Here is a 17,501-nt window from a genome sequence, read left to right as displayed (position 1 = left end):
TTAGGCATAAGAACCTCTTTTGAACACCTGTTCGGCACGTCTGCACCATTGCAAAGACGCCCTGCAGGTAAGGGAGCAAGTATTCTAAAGCATCTCTGCTCAAAACAAAAGCGAATCTTTCTACTGAATAACGATCTTAATCAACTATCGGATCTAGATTTTTTGACGATTTTATAAGCACTGCTAAATAAGACTTATATAATGGCTGCACGTCAAACTCAAACTGCCCATTATGAAACCTGCACAGGATGCTTTTGCAGCCCTTCGCTATCGAGATTTTTCGATTGTTACGCTCAATCAATTTTGCCTCACTTTGGCTATTTTGATTCAGGAAATTATTGTTGCCTATTCGCTGTATCAAATTACCAAAGACCCGCTGACCCTCGGTCTGATCGGCTTAGCCGAAGCGATTCCTTTTATTTCGCTGTCCTTATGGGGTGGCTATTTTGCCGATCGCTTCAACAAACAAACCATCATGAAAATCTGTCTATTTTTCTCGATCCCGATGCCGCTGATTTTATGGGGGCTATTTCATAATTATGGATTAGAAAATATCTCAATCACTCAACTGTCTTGGAGCATTTATGCCGTAATTTTCGGGTTAGGCACAATTCGGGGTTTCTATAATCCGTCTGCGACCTCACTTAAACCTTTTTTGATTCCACGCGAACTGTATGCCAATGGCGCAACATGGACGACGATTGGCTGGCAAAGTGGGGTGATTATTGGGCCAATGCTCGGCGGATTTATGTTGGCATTTTTAGGTCGTGAAACCAGTTTACTTACCGTTGCCAGCTTACTGACGCTGTGTTTTGTGCTGATTAATCTTTTGAGTAAACGCAGCTTCCCTAAAATTGAATCGGATAATTTAAAAGACAGTTTAAGTGAAGGTTTTCGCTTTATTTGGAAAACTAAAATTGTTTTATGGGCAATTTCATTGGATTTAGTGTCTGTCTTATTTGGTGGCGTAATTGCCCTGCTGCCTATTTTCGCTGAAGATATTTTAAAAGTCGGACCTGAAGGTTTAGGCTATTTACGTGCTGCCCCTTCGATTGGTGCGTTGATTACCATGATTACTTTAACTAGGTTCCCACCGACACATCATGCATGGCGCAACATGCTGCTCGCGGTTGCAGGATTTGGCCTATTTACCATTCTCTTTGCCTTTTCCCAACATATGTGGCTTTCACTATTTGCGCTTGCCATGACCGGTGCTTGTGACAGTATTTCAGTAGTTGTCCGTCAGACAATTTTACAGCTCTATCCACCTGAAAATATGCGTGGTCGTGTTGCGGCGGTAAATGGCATGTTTGTCTCAAGCAGCAATGAGCTCGGCGCATTTGAATCTGGTCTGGCTGCAAAATATATGGGCACTATTATGGCAACCCTATTTGGTGGCTGCATGACCATGGCGGTGGTTGCCATCAGTTGGGCCAAAACTCGAGATTTATTTAGCGTAGATATAACCCACCAGTCGCAAAAATAACGGATTATTTTTCATTTAAACCTTGCCAGTATTTCCAATACAGGAAATACTGCGCAGCAATATCGACTCAAAATCACGCCATCACGTGCTGCAAGAATAGACTTATGAAACAAATCCTGTGCTTAACCCTTTTAGTCAGCGTTCCCTTCACCACGGCATTCAGCGCACCGACAAAAATCCATCAACTCCCTGCACAGAATATTGAAGTCGCTCCTGCACACTTAACGACACGACTTAATTGGGCTGTTTTCCCAAAACCAATCTATGCCAATGAAGATTTAAAACAACGTGACCGCGCTGCTATTCTGCGTATAAGCGCAAATACCAAAGGTAAAGTTACCGATGCCAGCGTAGAGGAAAGTACAGGAATCAATCAACTTGACCAAATTTTAATTGCCGCGGTCAAAAAAGCCGAAGTCAAACCACATCTTGAAAATGGTGATGCCAGAGCGATTATTGGTTATCAAGCCTTTAATTTACGCGTCAAAGATAATACGCCTGAATGCGATTATGCGTTTGATTCAAAAGTTTGGACAGCACAAAGTCAGCAGAAAAAAACTCCTTTTAAATATGTGACTCAGCCTAAATTGGATCTCAATAGTAGCGAGTTAAAACAGCACGATCGTAAAGTCAAATTTAGCTTCAAAGCCGACAAGTACGGCCAAATCAAAAAAGTTAAGATCAAGCAAGGTTCAGGCATTTATGCACTAGATCAAAAAGTCGTTCAAGCACTTCGAAATAGCCAGATCTCGGTCAAACGTACCGCAAGTACTTTATGGATTTATAAAAAATCGAGTTTTAAGGATGAAATTCAATTTAAGTTAAATGCTTGCCAATAAGCCTTTTCACTTAAATAACAAAACAGGGATCGAATCATTCAATTCCCTGTTTTTTTTGACTTAAAATAATCCAAGAAAAATGAAATAAACACAGAAATAACGCCCTACTTTTGCGAAACTGACGATCCATAGAAATCGCCAAAAGTTTTCTTTCATCAAGCCAGCAATTAAAGTAATTGGATCACCAATCACGGGTGTCCAACTCAGTAATAGAGACCAAAAACCATATTTTTGATAAATTTTCTCAGCTTGCAACATCTTGGCTTCAGAAACTGGAAACCACGACTTATTTTTATAATGTTCAATTTTAAGGCCGAGCCACCAGTTCACACATGAACCTAAAATATTTCCAACACTCGCCACACTAATAAGCGCCGCAGCACTCCATTGACCTTGCGCAAGTAAACCTAAGAGTACTGCTTCAGATTGAAGCGGTAATAACGTTGCAGCTCCAAACGCACTTAGAAATAAAGCAATGAGTGCCATATGTAGATGCTTAAAGCCCTAACTTTTTCTTCGACTTTAAATATTCAACGTTCGACCAAATTACTGCGGCAATAATAACCACGATTCTAGACCATTTATATTGCTGCGAAATCGGCTCAATTGCAGCCCGCATGATGCTTTGATCCTTGGTATGTAAATCTGCAAGAATATTTTGCACATGCACAATTTCAGCGACGAATAGAACCAAACAGCCTGCAATACCAAAAATAATACTCCAATAGATTCTTGGGTTATTTTCAACAATGCGGGTAAAATTTAAGAAAAAGTCTTTCATCACAAAACCATCCAACTAGACCGTCAACAAAGTGTTTATTTTGGCAGCGTCGCATTCTAACACAGCACGATAACTTTCTTTTGTTTCCAGCTTAAAACTCAACTTAAGCCTTTATGTACTTTACATTCAGGCAGGACACTTTGAATATGCAGCATATCTATTGATAAAACTTAAAACTAGATTTATGAAAAAAATTATTGCCTTGAGTATTTTAATAGTGTTGCAAAGTTTGACCGCTTTGTATGCGGAAATACCAACAAATAATGCCAAACAAGAAGTTCAAACACTTGGTGAAATTGTTTGGCTAAAAAGACCAGTGTTTGATTTTAATAATGCAGAACTTGGCAATCAAAATCGTGAGTTAGCGTTTAAATTATATGTCTTGACGACAGGCGAAATTAAAAAGGCAGAATTAGTCAAAAGCTCTGGGATCACCCAAATTGATCAACGTGTGGAACGTTCACTTTTACGAGCTAAATTTAAACCTTATATTGAAAATGGCGTTGTCTATCCATTTGTAGCAGTACAACCATTTTCTCTCACCACCACTCAAGAAACAGAAAGACCTTGGTGGAAAAAGCTACTCTTTATTCAATAAAAAAGGGCATGTTTCCATGCCCTTTTTTTAAACTTGAATGGCCAATGCTTTTTGCACGGCTGGGCGAGCCGTAAGCCGATCAACATACTCTTTGACGTATGGATAATCTTCTAACTGAATCTGCTGCCATTCATGGCGTAAAGCCCACGGTAAAATCGCCATATCAGCAATCGAATATTCACCTGCAACATACTTCTGCCCAATCAATTGATGATTGAGGACTTTATATAAGCGCTTGGTTTCATTCACATAACGCTCGGTTGCATAAGGAATACGCTCAGGCGCAAAACGACTAAAATGGTGATTTTGCCCCAGCATTGGGCCAAATCCACCCATTTGCCACATCAACCATTGCTCGACTTCTACACGTTCAAATTCATCTTCTGGGTAATACAGTCCGGTTTTACGACCGAGATACTGCAAAATCGCACCCGATTCAAATACTGAAATAGATTCACCACATGGGCCATTTTGATCGACAATGGCAGGAATTTTATTGTTGGGTGAAATTCTTAAAAAATCTGGTTGAAATTGATCATTTTCCAAAATATTGATGGGGAAAATTTGATATTCCAAACCCATTTCTTCGAGGGCAATGGTAATTTTATGGCCATTGGGTGTACCCCAATAGTACAAATCAATCATATATATTTCCTATAAAAATTCTCGTTTCTTGTTCACATTGTCAAATTTTATTAGTCTTTTATAACACGATTTTATGGCAAAAAACTGAAGTCATTTAAGGTGATTTATAGTTCTTTAAAATCTAAAGTATAAAAAAGCCCTGCATGTGCAGGGCTTTTTTCATCCAGAGATGCTTACTTTTTCTTTTTAGGACCAAGTAGCATACCCATTTGACGACCTTCCATTTTCGGGTTTTGTTCAACAACACCATATTCAACTACGTCAGCTTCAATTTTTTGTAATTGAGCCAAACCAAGTTGTTGATGTGCCATTTCACGACCACGGAAACGAAGCGTAATTTTTACCTTGTTGCCTTCTTCAAGGAACTTGATAATTGCACGTAGCTTAACGTTATAGTCACCAACATCAGTACCAGGGCGTAGCTTGATTTCTTTCACCTGTACTTGATGTTGTTTTTTCTTCGCTTCTTTTTGCTTTTGCTTTAGATCAAACAAATGCTTGTTGAAGTCCATAATTTTACAAACGGGTGGCTCAGCGTTCGCTACAATCTCAACAAGATCAAGCTCAACACTTTCTGCTGCACGTAAAGCATCGGTTAAGCTTACGATACCTTTTTGCTCGCCATTTTCGTCTACAAGACGGACTTCTTTCGCACGAATTTCATCATTCAAGGCAGGACGGTTTGATTTGTTACCGCCCTGTTGATTACGGTCAGGCTGTTTAATCGCTGTTACTCCACAATGTACCGGCCGCGTTCGGCTACGGCTGCTTTTACTAGGTCAACGAATGCATCGATTGACATAGTACCCAAATTTTTTCCAGAGCGAGTACGGACATTCACTGTCCCTTCCTCTACTTCACGATCGCCAAGAACGAGTAAGTAAGGAATACGCTCTAAAGTACGTTCACGAATCTTAAAGCCGATTTTCTCATTTCTCAAGTCTGAAATCGCGCGGATACCACTTTCTTTAAGTTTAGCGACGACTGATCCACATGCTTCCGCTTGAGAATCAGTAATATTCATTACACATGCTTGAATTGGTGACAACCATGGTGGCATGAAACCAGCATAGTGTTCAATTAGTATACCAATAAAACGTTCAAAACTGCCAAGAATTGCACGGTGCAACATTACGGGTTGATCACGGTCGTTATCTTCAGTTACATAAGACGCATCAAGGCGCTCTGGTAAGTTGAAGTCACATTGGATTGTACCGCATTGCCATACACGACCTAAGCAGTCTTTCAATGAAAATTCAATTTTTGGACCGTAGAATGCACCTTCACCCGGTTGAAGCTCCCATTCAAGACCCGCAGCATCTAAAGCATCCGCCAAAGATTTTTCTGCCATGTCCCAAAGTTTATCATCGCCCACACGTTTTTCTGGACGTGTCGACAATTTCATTTGCACTTCTTCAAAGCCAAAGTCTTTATACACATCTAAAGTCAGTTTAATAAAGTCTGCAACTTCAGTTCCGATTTGTTCTTTGGTACAGAAAATGTGCGCATCATCTTGAGTAAAACCACGTACACGCATAATACCATGCAATGAACCTGATGGCTCGTTACGGTGACATGAACCAAATTCTGCAAGACGTACAGGAAGATCACGGTAAGATTTTAAACCTTGGTTGAAAACTTGCACGTGACATGGGCAGTTCATTGGCTTCACCGCATAGTTGCGGTTTTCTGAGTGTGTCGTAAACATGTTGTCTGCATAGTTTGCAGCATGCCCAGATTTTTCCCAAAGCGTAAAATCCACTACTTGTGGGGTGCGGATTTCTTCATAACCATTGTCTTGCTGCACTTTACGCATGTACTGTTCAAGCACTTGGTAAATCGTCCAGCCATTTGGATGCCAGAACACCATACCTGGTGCTTCTTCTTGCATATGGAACAAGTCTAAAGCTTTACCGATTTTACGGTGATCGCGCTTTTCAGCTTCTTCAATACGTTTGATATACGCAGCCAGCTGTTTTTTGTCTGACCAAGCTGTACCGTAGATACGTTGTAACTGTTCGTTTTTCGCATCACCGCGCCAGTAAGCACCCGAGATTTTAGTCAACTTGAACGATTTTAAGAATTTGGTATTTGGAACGTGCGGACCACGGCACATATCCAAATAGTCTTGATGGTAGTACAAGCCCATTTCAGTTTCGTCAGGCATGTCTTCAATCAGACGTAGTTTGTATTCTTCGCCGCGTGCAGTGAACTCTTTAATCACTTCATCACGTGGCGTCATTTTTTTGATGACGTCATAATCTTGGTCGATGAGCTTTTTCATACGCTCTTCGATCGCTGCCATGTCATCTAAAGTGAATGGACGTGGCATCCAGATGTCATAGTAGAAACCTTCTTCAATGACCGGGCCAATTACCATTTTTGCTTCTGGGAACAATTGCTTAACTGCATGACCCACTAAGTGTGCGCAAGAGTGACGAATGATGTGAATACCATCTTCATCTTTCGGCGTGATAATTTGCAGGCTGGCATCTGCTGTAATTAAATCAGACGCATCAACTAAACGATCGTTTACACGACCCGCAACTGTATTTTTTGCAAGACCAGGACCGATGCTTTGAGCAACTTCCATCACAGATACGGCATGATCAAATTGTTTTTGATCACCATTTGGCAAAGTGATAATTGGCATAAAAAATCCTTAAGGAGTGATGCCCCGTACAATAGAGCATATCACCGCGAGATTATGATCGAGGGAAACCCTCAAAAGATAAAAACGGTGGATAAATAAAATTCGACCTAAATTTTACACGTCTTGACCCGTTTAATAAACCGTTAATGCGACTTAATCCGCACATATACCCAATACTGGGGAGATCTACGTGAAAAAATGAGTCGATTACAGCGCTACACTCCTACCGACTTTTAAATCAAATCTCTTCATCCCAAAGATTTTTCAACAAACTTAAATGGGTATAATTCGAAGTAATACATTCAGTGAGCTATTCACGAAAATTCTCCCAGGCCAATAAACGGCCATTTTCATAGGCATGCAATGCAGCAAATTGTGGAATAATGCTTTCACTTTGTGTCGGTCTTAAAAACACATAATCATCAACTTGGACTTGAGCTGCTTTCGGAATCTGCACCAACTCTTGATTAGTACTGCGTCCATACAGCAGATGTGGTTTACTCCCCTTAGGATAAACATAGTTTGCACGCCAATATCCGCCATAGATAAATGCAGCCTGATTTCCTTTAGAGCATCGATCCAGCCATTCCAATTGCGGCAAACTAGCATGCGGTAGCAATTTTAAAATCGGTGCGGCAATCCATAGGGCAGATTGAAAGGGCTCTAAACTGGCTAAATCAAAATCTTGCGGTTTGAGCAACATCGAGCCAAAAGACACGTCATTACAGACACTTTGCTGACAATGAAAACGAAAACTTGGACTGCCACCACCATTCCAGCATAAATTGTCATGGTACAAATCTGGAAAATCGCTGCGGATAAACTCCTTAAGTTGTTGATAACTTTGCTGCGATTGTTGATAAGTTCTATCTGCCAATTGAATGATTACAGGAATTTTCGAAACATGGGCATCGTAACCCATTAAACCGGAAAATTTTAACCGCACAGGATGCTGTTGAATCAAAGTTAATAACTCAGCGAGTTCTTCTGTCGTTTTCACCCCACCACGATGCAAACCGACATCAATTTCAACATTAATGTTCAAGCGTAGTTGATGCTGCACAGCAAAATCCAAATACTGCTGTAACCGCGCTACGCTATCAATCAGCCATTGCACTTGTGATTGCGTCCGCTTTAACTCTAATACTTCAACATTTTTCAGCGCCTGAATCGGCATCGGCTTACCGAATAAAATGTCTGCCTCAGGGAAAACACTGAACAGTGTATTTAAATGTGGCAAATGAAATAGCATAAAACGCTGCGTATTCAACTGCATACTGCAATGCTTTAATAAAGCCAAACACGCCAATGATTTCACCACAAGTCTTGCATTTAAACTTGATGGTAGCTGTTGCTGCACAAGCTGTAAATTTTGATTGAGCGCCTGAATATCCACAATCAACTGTGGCATTCCTGTGCCGGCTTGCTGCAGCACACGATTCAATTGCTGAAAATATGCATCCATATCTATGTCCTAATATACTGGCCTCATCCCTTTTCTAGCTTAAAAATTCTAAGCGTCTAAAAATGTGATGCCTGTAAAAACAGCTGCTGCAAATAAGAATTGAGCCATTTTTGCTGTGGATCGAGTTCCTGTCGGATCCGCATAAAACTATCCCATTTCGGATACAGCTCACGCAGCTGTGCCGCTTTCAAACTATGCAATTTCCCCCAATGCGGGCGGCCGCCATATTTGAGCAATATGGGCTCCACCAGCTTGAATACCGCGTGATAGTCTTGTTTATAAAATTGGTGAATCGACAAAGAAACCGAATCTTGTTGATAAAAAGGACTTAACCAAATGTCATCGCCCTTGACCAGTCGATATTCAATGGGAAAGAACATTGGAACTTTATGCTTTCTTAGTGTGTATAACACTTCCTCAAAACACGCCATCCCTTGCTGCAAAGGAATCTGATATTCCATTTCATTAAATTTGGTACTCCGCACAGAAGGAAAAATGCGGTTCGACCAACCCACCACCGTCACCGGTTTAACAAAAATTCCAAGCAACTTTTGCAACCATGGATTGAACATTGGGCACAATCGGGTCAATTCGGCACAAAAACTGAGGATCAGGTCTTCACCCAACCAGTCTTTAGGACGGTTAATACAGACTTCATCAGTTTCATCCAAGGTTTTTAAAATCACTTGATTGGCATGGCTAAAAGCCCAAAACTCAATATGACGATGCTGATGTTGCCACTGCTGCATGTTTTGCATCACATCACTGAGTGCGCATAAACGGGTATGTTCCTTAAGTTTATACATGGGACGGTTTTGCAATTGGATTTGCGTTAAAACGCCCAAACAGCCAAGTGCAACACGCCCTGCCTGAAATATCTCAGGATTTTGCTGTGCATTGCATTGAATCAGATCGCCATGCGCCGTCAGCAATTCAAAACCCTTCACTAAGGCAGATAGACATGGCAATCCTAAACCGGTTCCATGCGTTCCCGTTGCTATCGCACCTGCGAGACTTTGCCGATCAATATCTCCCTGATTGATCAGCGCCTGATTAGACTCGGCAAGCTGTTGCCCTAAGTCAAATAGGCGCGTTCCACCTTGCACCGTACTCTGACAACCATCGACATCAATCTCCGTCACACCGGTGAAATGGTCCAAATTGAGGAGTACATTATCGGTTTTAGCCAAAGCGCTAAAGGAATGACCTGCCCCGACCACCCGAAGTTTGTCATGTGATTGGACCAAGTGAATTAATTGGTCTAAGTCTTGCGGCTGCTCAAATTGTGGAGCCGACTGCTGTGAACCTGACCAGTTTTGCCATGGCTTGGTTTGCGGATTGATTGCCTGTTGATTGGTGATCTGTTGATTTGCCATGCTCATCCTTGTAAACATTCTTTTTGTTGTATTCATGCCTTGTCATATTGTTTTTAGCACGTACTGCGGCCTAAATTTAGGCGCCATATCAGTGCCGTTTTGCCGCATTTATCCTAGAGTATCGCAATCGCTCCATCTTCTCAAATCAGCTAAAACCCCTTTAAAAGCGCTCAATACACAATTATTTGTAGGTAAAGTTTAGTTTTACTTTAAAGCTGCTTTGCATAATTTCATCTGAGATCAACCAGCTTATTCAGGTTTAACCCAATGATTCAAGTTACACATTCAGTATCGAAAACGGATAAATAACACTCGAAAACGGTCTGATTTTCAGCTAATTTATTTAAGTAAATAAAGCAATCTCTAGAACCACCGCGTTCATTTTTATCGACTTAGTTGTTTTTATTAAGTTAATTATCAATGGTTTATATTTTTAGTATAAATACTCGACTAAAGCATAAATGCAGAATATAGCCGTACTGAATTATTGTTAAGCCAGATTGAAAACAAATATACATGGACTTGGAGTATCACAATGGTTAGCGCATACGATGAATTGCCACGGACCCCGGCGAATTTTGTTGCACTTTCACCTCTACGTTATTTAGAGCGTGCAGCTTATATTTATCCAAATCAGGATGCCATTATCCATGGTGAACGTCATATTTCATGGCGCCAAACTTACAACCGTTGCCGCCAGTTTGCCCATCAATTACAACAATTGGGCATTGGTAAAAATGATACGGTCTCAGTCCTTTTACCGAACGTGCCAGCCATGGTTGAAGCGCACTTTGCTGTACCAATGGCGGGCGCCGTGCTCAACACCTTAAATACACGTCTGGATGCAAAAACCATTGCATTCATGCTGGAGCATGCAGAAACCAAAGTCCTGTTAGTCGATCCAGAATTTACCCAAGTTGCAACTGAAGCTTTGGCTTTAATCGATCAAGAGATTTATGTGATTGATGTCGCAGATGCTGAGTTTGAAGGCACAGCAAACCCAATTGGTCAGATTGAATTTGAAGATTGGATTGCACAAGGTGATGCCGACTTTGAATGGCAATTACCATCGGACGAATGGGATGCGATCAGTTTAAGCTATACCTCTGGTACCACAGGCAACCCGAAAGGCGTGGTCTATCATCACCGTGGTGCTTACATCAATGCAGCCAGTAACATCATTGCCTGTGGTATGACGCCACGCGCAACTTACCTTTGGACACTCCCCCTGTTCCACTGCAATGGTTGGTGTTTTGCATGGACCATGGCAGCCAATGGCGGTACCAACGTCTGTCTGCGTAAGATTGACCCTGAACTGATTTTCAAACTCATTGCAGAGCATAAAGTTGATTACTTCTGTGGTGCGCCAATTGTCTTGTCGATGCTAATCAACACACCGGAAGAGAAAAAAACGCCGTTCGATCACCGTGTTGAAGTGATGGTAGCCGGTGCTGCGCCACCTGCGGCAATTATTGAAGGCATGCGTAATATTGGCATTAACGTCACGCATGTCTATGGTTTGACCGAAACCTATGGTCCTTCTGCGCTGTGTGCTTCACAAGCAGGTTGGTCAGACCTTTCAATTCAAGAACAAGCACAGTTGCACTCACGCCAAGGTGTGCCATACCCGCTACAAGACGGCATGAAAGTGATTGACCCTGAAACCATGCAACCTGTTCCGCATGACGGCCAGACCATGGGCGAAATCATGTTCCGCGGCAACATTGTGATGAAAGGCTATCTAAAAAACCCTGAAGCAACGGCTGAAGCTTTTGCCGGTGGTTGGTTCCATACCGGCGATCTGGCAGTGTGCCAACCCGATGGTTATGCCAAGATTACTGACCGCTCTAAAGACGTGATCATTTCCGGCGGTGAAAATATTTCGTCACTGGAAGTCGAAGAAATTCTATATCAACATCCTGCGGTACTCACTGCGGCTGTGGTCGCAAAACCTGATCCACGTTGGCAGGAAGTGCCTTGTGCCTTTATCGAGCTTAAAACCGGTAAGACGGCAACACCCGAAGAGCTGATTGAATTTTGTAAACAACATCTTGCGCGTTTTAAAGTACCAAAAGATGTGGTGATTACTGAGATTCCAAAAACATCGACAGGTAAACTTCAGAAGTTTGTACTGCGTGAATGGGCAAAAGAACGTGCGGTGGGTGAGTTTGGTTAATCATTCTAATACCCACATAATAAAAAAAGCGACTTTCATAGTCGCTTTTTTTATGCTCTTCAATCATTCAGCATTGGAGTATTCTGAAGATTAAAATATCAAAGACTTAGTTATCAGAAAGCAGCGCCACTTGCTGAATATAGTTAAATAATTTTAACTTCGATGCTGCAATTTCTTCTTCAGTCGCATTTTGAGCGATATCACGTTGAATACGTAATACATGCTGACGAATAGGATGATGTTCCGCCGCATTATGTGCTTTCATAAACTCTTTGATCACTGAGTCTCCTTGCGCCACCATACGTTCAGTCCAACGTTGTAACTGAGCCGTTTTCTTCGCACCTTGCTTCGGTGTTAGATAAGACAAGATCATGGTTTCATCTTCATTACGCAGCAACTTACCTACACGCTGAAACTGGCGACGGCGAGCTTCATGTGAAGTAATAGTTTGTGCGTCGAGTAGTGCTTCGATCAGACGCTCTTCCACAGGAAGATTTTCAATCTGTTTTGGACTCAATTTTGCAAGTTCTTCACCCAAAGCTGCCATACGTTGTACGGCTTTTTTTTGCTCGGTTTTACTCGCACGTCCTTCTAAGGATTCAAAGTCTTCTTCAGTATAGCGGTTCGGTCGACGTGCCACGTTTAATCTGCCTCGTAAAATTTTGCTGCAAATAGTGCTTGAATTTCAGACAAAGCGTTTTCTTCATCTGCACCTTCAATCACTAAGCGTAAAGTTGTGCCCTTGCCTGCGCCAAGCATCAGCAAAGACATAATATTTTTGGCATCGACTAATTTCCCACCCTTACCAATCTGTATCGACGAACGAAACTTGGTAGTGACTTCAATTAGTTTGCCAGATGCACGCGCATGTAAACCCAGTTTATTTATTACGTCAACAGTTGTGTCGATCATGACCAGTGCTTCATTTCTCTATGTAGAACCTGAATAGACCATTTTGCCTCAAGTGCTTTTTTTAGTCTATCTACGATATATACCGAACGGTGTTGCCCACCTGTGCAACCGATCGACACCGTCATGTAATGACGATGCCCTTCGGCAAATGCCGGCAGCCATTTATCCAAGAAATGATAAATATCTTGGAACATTTCATTTGTTTGCTCACTCTGTTGCAAAAACTCGCGAACCGGCTGATCCAATCCTGAATATTTACGTAGTTCCATATCCCAATGTGGATTAGGTAAATGACGCACATCAAATACATAATCAGCATCGAGTGGAATCCCATGCTTATAGCCAAAGGATTGTAAAATCACAATTAAATTATCAGCCTGCCCCAGTCTAGACAACAAGGTATGCTTTAAATCATGCACGTTCTTGTCAGTGGTATCAATATGCACCGTAGAACGCATCTGAATTGGCAACAATAAAGATTTCTCTTCCTGTATACACTCATTCAAACTTTTGAAACGACTTGCCAGTGGATGAGGACGTCGTGAAGAACCAAAACGTGCAATCAATTCCTGATCACGCGTGGTTAAATAAATAATATCAACTGAGCCATGGCGCTGCAGTTGCTGAAAAACCTGATCAAACTCTTGTAGGTCTGCACGGGTGCTTCGAACATCTACCCCCAACGCCAACTGTTCAAGATTATTTTCTGAATCCAGTTTTTCAACAATTTCGGGTAATAAAGCTAAGGGCAAATTATCAATACAGTAATATCCCAAATCTTCGAGTATCTGCAAAGCAGAGGATTTTCCCGACCCGGACTGACCTGTAACAATTAAAATGCGCTTCATCGCAATGCAACCTCATTACCATTTTTAAGCCGCAGTATATTTAACCTGCATATTATCAATTAGACGTGTTGCGCCCAGTTTTGCTGCAACAAACAATACGACATCTTGATCAAATTCTTCAACTTTTTGCAATTCAGGTGTACGTACTTCTACATAGTCCACAACAAAACCAGCAGTTGTCAATGTTGCTTTAATATTCGCTAACACATCTGCCAATTTTGTCCCTGCCTGTAATTCCGCTTCGGCAGTTTGCAGGCTCTGGTAAATGGTTGGGGCAATTGCGCGGTTTTCTGCGCTTAAATAACCATTTCTTGAACTGAGTGCCAAACCATCTTCCGCACGGGTAATGGGTACGCCAATCACTTCAAGTGGAATATTTAAGTCACGTACAAACTGACGAATCACAGCCAACTGCTGATAATCTTTTTGACCAAAGAATGCGTAGTTCGGCTGCACAATATTGAACAGTTTCGTTACCACCACAGCAACGCCATCAAAATGCCCCGGACGCTGTAAACCACATAAATCGTTAGTAATCTCACTCACCGAGATATTGGTTAAACGCGGTTTATTGCCATACATTTGTTCGACAGTCGGTGCAAAAACGATGTCACAGCCCACTTCAGCCAATAAGTGTTGGTCTTGTTCTAAAGTACGTGGGTAACTATCAAAGTCTTCATTTGGACCAAATTGAATTGGATTGACAAAAATACTGACCACCACCACATCGCATATTTTACGTGCTTCGCGCACTAAATTGAGGTGACCTTCATGTAAGTTCCCCATAGTCGGCACAAAACCGATAATTTTGCGTGCGGTACGTGCTGGGTTAAGCGATGCACTTAAACCTTGGATCGTAGTTTCAGTTTTCATCTATTACAACTCAATTTGGAAGGTATGTTCTAAAGCAGGGAATGAACCATCGAGCACTGCGGCATGATAGGCTTTAAATGCATCGACAATCGCCGTTTCCCCTGCTTGTTCTTTCATAAAATTACGCACAAATTTTGCCACGTGACTAAAAGTTAAGCCCAACATGTCTTGTTGAACCAACACTTGTGCATCAGTTTGCGCCCCTGCACCAATACCAATCACGGGCACAGCTGGGAACAGTTCGCTAATTTCCTGACCTACTTGAGCAGGCACACATTCAAGCAATAGTACTGCTGCGCCTGCATCCACGACTGCTTTACAATCCGCAATCAATTGATCGGCTGTTTCACGGGTACGTGCTTGAACTTTATAACCACCAAACACATGCACCGACTGTGGTGTTAAACCTAAATGCACACAAACAGGAATACCGTTACGAGTCAACACTTGAACCGTTTCATCCAACCATGCACCACCTTCTAGCTTGACCATCTGCGCACCAGATTGCATCACGATTTTTGAATTGATTAATGCATCATTCAATGTGGCATAGCTCATGAAAGGCAGGTCTGTCAAAATAAATGCATGTTTATTACCACGACGTACTGCCGCAGTGTGATATGCCATATCTTCAACAGTCACAGGCAAGGTCGAATCATGACCTTGAATGGTCATTCCCAATGAATCACCAATAAGAATACTATCTACTTCAGCAATTTCCATTGCCTTCGCCATGCTTGCATCGTAGCAAGTCAGGCAGGAAAATTTGCGGCCTTCCGCTTTAAATTTCTTTAAATCACTTAGACTAATCATTTCAATATTCCTCTGATGACGACTTTCTCAAGTAGCCATACAAAACTAAAGACTGGCCCAATTGCCTGCATCCAGCACAGTTAAATCTGGATTGTGCAAAATAGGTAAATCTTTTAATCGTTGTCCTTTAACGTGTAGATTTTCATCTAAATCCAACAAGGGTCTGAGCACAAAATCACGCTCTAACACGCCCACATGCGGTACGGTTAAACGTTCATTTTGAATCTGCTCTTCCCCATAGATCAGTAAATCTAAATCCAGCGTGCGCTCACCCCAATGACGTAAACGCACCCGGCCTGACTCTTTTTCAAAGCGTTGTAATTCATCCAACAAAGCCAAAGGCGCAAGATCTGTGATCAATTGCACTGCGGCATTTAAATAATTCGGTTGATCCTGCGGCCCCATCGGGGGGCTTTGGTACAGCTTAGATACTTGAACTACACCTAAACTCGCCAACTTATGCACAGCCTCAGTCAAAATCTGCTGAGAATCACCTAAATTGCTGCCCAGACCAATATATGTGATGGTCATTGTGTCGGCCCAAAAACAACCTGACTCAAGTCACGTTTCACCCGTTTCCGTTTTAAAATCGGATGGTCTGAACCTATTTCCCCACGCGCGGATGCCGCAACAATTGACACCGCTGGAATAGCTGAATGACTTTTAGGCTTACGTTGACGACGCCCACGAGGCTCAGGCTCGTTGACTAAAGGTTCAATTTCCACCTGTTGAGTCGTTGAAGCTTTTGGCTCAGTCTCATTGTGTCCCGCTTTACGACGACCTTTTGCACGTTGGCGGTTGTATTGGCTAATGGCGCGTTCTTTTTCATCAGCGCTCATTTGCTGATATTCATCCCACCACAGCCCCATGCCTTGTGTGCTGGTATCGCCTGATTTTTCACGCAACAATAAGAAGTCAAAACCGGCACGGAAACGTGCATGGCCTGACAGTGCCTCAATTTGTTGCGGTTTTGGGCTCAACAAACGGGTTTGCATTTCCCAAACTTCACGAATAAAAGTTTCGGCAAAACGCGGGATAATGGTCCGTGTCGCTTGACGTTTCAGTACGTCCAGACCAGCTTGAGCACGTGCTTCTGCAGGAGTAACCCCTTTATTTAGATAGAAGGCACAACGTTCTTGGAATGGAATCCAGAGCAGTACCGCATAGAAAAAGGCAGGGTTAATGGTTTTACCAACCGCAATACGCTGATCAGTATTTTTTGCAGCCAATTCAATAAATGGCGTCACGACAGGTTTTATATCAGCAAATAACTGATACCAAATACCGAAATCAATCAACATTGGGAGCACACGATTGAGATGCCCCATGGTAAATAATTTCTGCGACTCATCGTACAAACGGTGTGGAGAAACATCACGCAGTAATTGCGTTAATTCAGGTGTAAACACATCCAGAATTTTTTCATCAATATGAAAGTTTAACTTCGCAGCAAAACGTAATGTGCGCAGCATCCGGACAGGATCTTCTTCAAAGCGGAGTTGCGGATCACCGAGCAGACGTAAAGTTTTATGTTTAATATCATCAACTGCATGACAAAAATCCAGCACTTCGTCTTTGCGCGGTTGGTAATACATGGCATTAATTGAAAAGTCACGACGAGCAAAATCTTGCTGAATCGTCCCCCAATTATTATCACGTAAAATCATACCTGCTGCTGAGGTCACCGCCTTTTTCGGTGGTGCACGGAAGGTCGCAACTTCGATCAGCTCACGTCCTGAATAGACATGAGCCAGCTCAAAACGACGACCGATAATACGGCAACGTCGTCCGAAGACTTCTTTCACCTGAGATGGTGTCGCATTAGTAACGGCATCAAAATCTTTCGGTGTATGGCCTAACATCAGGTCGCGAACACCGCCGCCGACGATATAAGCTTCATAGCCTGCCTTTGTTAAAGCATCAATCACATCTAAAATGGAAGAAGGTAATTGTGCGGTTGATAAACCACATTTGGACGCGCGCAAAGTTTGCAAAAGACGCTGTCTCCTACGTCTGGACGTAAAATTCTTAAGATG

The 17,501-nt window shown here is 42.2% G+C and carries 18 protein-coding genes; 4 read left to right on the top strand and 14 right to left on the bottom strand.

Annotated features, from left to right (window positions below):
• The first annotated feature begins 232 nt into the window (after positions 1–232).
• Positions 233–1,486 carry an MFS transporter gene (locus ACN6OV_RS08760; RefSeq protein ID WP_427952055.1) on the top strand — a complete coding sequence of 418 codons (1,254 nt, stop codon included), beginning with the start codon at positions 233–235 and terminating at the stop codon, positions 1,484–1,486.
• A gap of 104 nt (positions 1,487–1,590) precedes the next feature.
• Entirely contained in the window at positions 1,591–2,325 is a 735-nt protein-coding gene (locus ACN6OV_RS08755) for a TonB family protein (RefSeq protein ID WP_427952053.1), read from the top strand.
• Between the two features lie 60 nt (positions 2,326–2,385).
• Here ACN6OV_RS08755 and ACN6OV_RS08750 read toward each other — a convergent pair whose 3' ends face one another.
• Together ACN6OV_RS08750 and ACN6OV_RS08745 are read right to left on the bottom strand one after the other, a co-directional pair.
• A complete protein-coding gene (locus ACN6OV_RS08750; RefSeq protein WP_427952051.1) occupies positions 2,386–2,811 on the bottom strand; it encodes a YqaA family protein in 426 nt (141 codons plus the stop codon).
• A 10-nt stretch (positions 2,812–2,821) separates the two neighbouring features.
• Positions 2,822–3,106 (bottom strand): hypothetical protein, encoded by a 285-nt coding sequence (locus tag ACN6OV_RS08745; RefSeq protein ID WP_180058209.1) that lies wholly within the window; start codon positions 3,104–3,106, stop codon positions 2,822–2,824.
• A gap of 184 nt (positions 3,107–3,290) precedes the next feature.
• Here ACN6OV_RS08745 and ACN6OV_RS08740 point away from each other — a divergent pair, with 184 nt between their 5' ends.
• On the top strand, positions 3,291–3,704 hold the full coding sequence (locus ACN6OV_RS08740; protein ID WP_427952049.1) for an energy transducer TonB: 414 nt from the start codon (positions 3,291–3,293) through the stop codon (positions 3,702–3,704).
• Positions 3,705–3,731: 27 nt separating this feature from the next.
• Here ACN6OV_RS08740 and ACN6OV_RS08735 read toward each other — a convergent pair whose 3' ends face one another.
• The 5 genes from ACN6OV_RS08735 to ACN6OV_RS08715 all read right to left on the bottom strand — a co-directional run bounded on the left by ACN6OV_RS08735 (position 3,732) and on the right by ACN6OV_RS08715 (position 9,849).
• The gene (locus tag ACN6OV_RS08735; protein ID WP_427952047.1) at positions 3,732–4,349 is read right to left on the bottom strand and encodes a glutathione S-transferase N-terminal domain-containing protein; all 618 of its coding nucleotides are present in this window, start codon (positions 4,347–4,349) and stop codon (positions 3,732–3,734) included.
• Positions 4,350–4,522: 173 nt separating this feature from the next.
• On the bottom strand, positions 4,523–5,074 hold the full coding sequence (gene infC, locus ACN6OV_RS08730) for a translation initiation factor IF-3 (protein WP_427952063.1): 552 nt from the start codon (positions 5,072–5,074) through the stop codon (positions 4,523–4,525).
• Positions 5,075–5,079: 5 nt separating this feature from the next.
• Entirely contained in the window at positions 5,080–7,002 is a 1,923-nt protein-coding gene (thrS, locus tag ACN6OV_RS08725; protein ID WP_427952045.1) for a threonine--tRNA ligase, read from the bottom strand.
• 310 nt (positions 7,003–7,312) lie between these two features.
• Positions 7,313–8,467: an alanine racemase gene (locus ACN6OV_RS08720; RefSeq protein ID WP_427952043.1), complete on the bottom strand. Its 1,155-nt coding sequence runs from the start codon at positions 8,465–8,467 to the stop codon at positions 7,313–7,315.
• 56 nt (positions 8,468–8,523) lie between these two features.
• Positions 8,524–9,849, bottom strand: coding sequence for a D-arabinono-1,4-lactone oxidase (locus tag ACN6OV_RS08715; RefSeq protein ID WP_427952040.1), 1,326 nt, complete (start codon positions 9,847–9,849; stop codon positions 8,524–8,526).
• Positions 9,850–10,378: 529 nt separating this feature from the next.
• Between ACN6OV_RS08715 and ACN6OV_RS08710 the strand changes: the two genes are divergently transcribed.
• On the top strand, positions 10,379–12,019 hold the full coding sequence (locus tag ACN6OV_RS08710; protein ID WP_427952038.1) for an acyl-CoA synthetase: 1,641 nt from the start codon (positions 10,379–10,381) through the stop codon (positions 12,017–12,019).
• A 106-nt stretch (positions 12,020–12,125) separates the two neighbouring features.
• Here the strand turns inward: ACN6OV_RS08710 and yjgA are convergent, their stop codons facing one another.
• From yjgA to pcnB, 7 genes are read right to left on the bottom strand one after another with little or no spacing between them, the layout of a single operon-like run.
• A complete protein-coding gene (gene yjgA, locus ACN6OV_RS08705; RefSeq protein WP_427952034.1) occupies positions 12,126–12,659 on the bottom strand; it encodes a ribosome biogenesis factor YjgA in 534 nt (177 codons plus the stop codon).
• 2 nt (positions 12,660–12,661) lie between these two features.
• Positions 12,662–12,931 (bottom strand): HPr family phosphocarrier protein, encoded by a 270-nt coding sequence (locus ACN6OV_RS08700; RefSeq protein ID WP_180105449.1) that lies wholly within the window; start codon positions 12,929–12,931, stop codon positions 12,662–12,664.
• Complete coding sequence (gene rapZ / locus ACN6OV_RS08695; RefSeq protein ID WP_427952030.1) at positions 12,928–13,779, bottom strand: RNase adapter RapZ; 852 nt, start codon at positions 13,777–13,779, stop codon at positions 12,928–12,930. The genes ACN6OV_RS08700 and rapZ overlap by 4 nt, the downstream gene beginning before the upstream one ends.
• A gap of 24 nt (positions 13,780–13,803) precedes the next feature.
• The gene (gene panC / locus ACN6OV_RS08690) at positions 13,804–14,652 is read right to left on the bottom strand and encodes a pantoate--beta-alanine ligase (protein ID WP_427952027.1); all 849 of its coding nucleotides are present in this window, start codon (positions 14,650–14,652) and stop codon (positions 13,804–13,806) included.
• Between the two features lie 3 nt (positions 14,653–14,655).
• Complete coding sequence (panB, locus tag ACN6OV_RS08685) at positions 14,656–15,465, bottom strand: 3-methyl-2-oxobutanoate hydroxymethyltransferase (RefSeq protein WP_427952025.1); 810 nt, start codon at positions 15,463–15,465, stop codon at positions 14,656–14,658.
• Between the two features lie 45 nt (positions 15,466–15,510).
• Positions 15,511–15,996 (bottom strand): 2-amino-4-hydroxy-6-hydroxymethyldihydropteridine diphosphokinase, encoded by a 486-nt coding sequence (folK, locus tag ACN6OV_RS08680; RefSeq protein ID WP_427952022.1) that lies wholly within the window; start codon positions 15,994–15,996, stop codon positions 15,511–15,513.
• Complete coding sequence (pcnB, locus tag ACN6OV_RS08675) at positions 15,993–17,459, bottom strand: polynucleotide adenylyltransferase PcnB (protein ID WP_427952019.1); 1,467 nt, start codon at positions 17,457–17,459, stop codon at positions 15,993–15,995. Before pcnB ends, folK begins: the two co-directional genes overlap by 4 nt.
• Between the last annotated feature and the right edge of the window lie 42 nt (positions 17,460–17,501).

This window comes from Acinetobacter sp., from assembly GCF_050285345.1.
Taxonomy (GTDB): domain Bacteria; phylum Pseudomonadota; class Gammaproteobacteria; order Pseudomonadales; family Moraxellaceae; genus Acinetobacter.
Note: the sequence above shows the minus strand (reverse complement) of the source record. Positions and strands in the feature narration are given on the sequence as shown.